The organism is Rickettsia sp. TH2014 (assembly GCF_019249195.1).
GTDB classification, from domain to species: domain Bacteria; phylum Pseudomonadota; class Alphaproteobacteria; order Rickettsiales; family Rickettsiaceae; genus Rickettsia; species Rickettsia felis.
Window position 1 is genome coordinate 1 of sequence record NZ_MXAX01000210.1, and the last position, 750, is coordinate 750.

Sequence of the window (750 nt, forward strand, 5' to 3'; positions counted from 1 at the left end):
AAAAATTTCTGGTCTAGAATTGAACTTGCAAACAAAGATCCAAATTCTATGTTTTGGTTTCCAGCAAATGATAGCAACACCTCATACAAAGCACTCTATCGAAATGATTCTTTCAATGGAGCTATTAAAGCTTTAATACACATTTTCCATAATTATGAAAAATGGCATAATGGGTTAGATGCAGGCGAGTGTAGTAATTATTGTCAAGTCAAAGAAATATACGGGAATGTTGCATCTCATTTCAAAAGCGAGTCACTACATGTATAATTCTACCATTTTGCGTCACAGCGCAAGTTCCTTAACTGAAGACCTACAAGTAAAATATATAGATGAAAGTAGTAGTATCTACTACTTTCCAAAAAGAATAGTTAGGATTTAGACTTAAGAAGAGTGTTGAGCACAGAAATAGAAAGCCCTGTAATACGCGAAACTTCAGGAATAGAGTAATTATTGGCAAGCATATTTTTAGCTACTTCATATTTGCCTTCATTTCTACCAATCTGCATGCCTTTAGCTTCTCCGATCTGCATACCTTGGACCATTCCTTTTTGCATCCCTTCATCAATATATTTATCAGCAATAGTTCTCATAAGTCCCTCTTGATCTTCTTTTTTTAAGTAGCTAGCTATGATCTTAGCAAGCTCCACTTGTTTATCTTCAGATACCTTAGCATCACTATACCACAATAACCACTTAATGTAAATGTAGCCATTTTCTTTATCTATTTCAATACTACTTTCAAACTTCTCA

The 750-nt window shown here is 34.0% G+C and carries 1 protein-coding gene and 1 pseudogene; one reads left to right on the forward strand and one right to left on the reverse strand.

Translation table 11 applies throughout. The features are described from left to right. The coding region (locus KYQ89_RS04350) for a hypothetical protein (RefSeq protein WP_218460571.1) at positions 1 to 267 on the forward strand (267 nt) is incomplete at its 5' end. Positions 268 to 368: 101 nt separating this feature from the next. On the opposite strand, the pseudogene KYQ89_RS04355 reads toward KYQ89_RS04350, so the two are convergent. Beyond that, a pseudogene (locus tag KYQ89_RS04355) lies at positions 369 to 750 on the reverse strand (transposase); the annotation flags it as partial.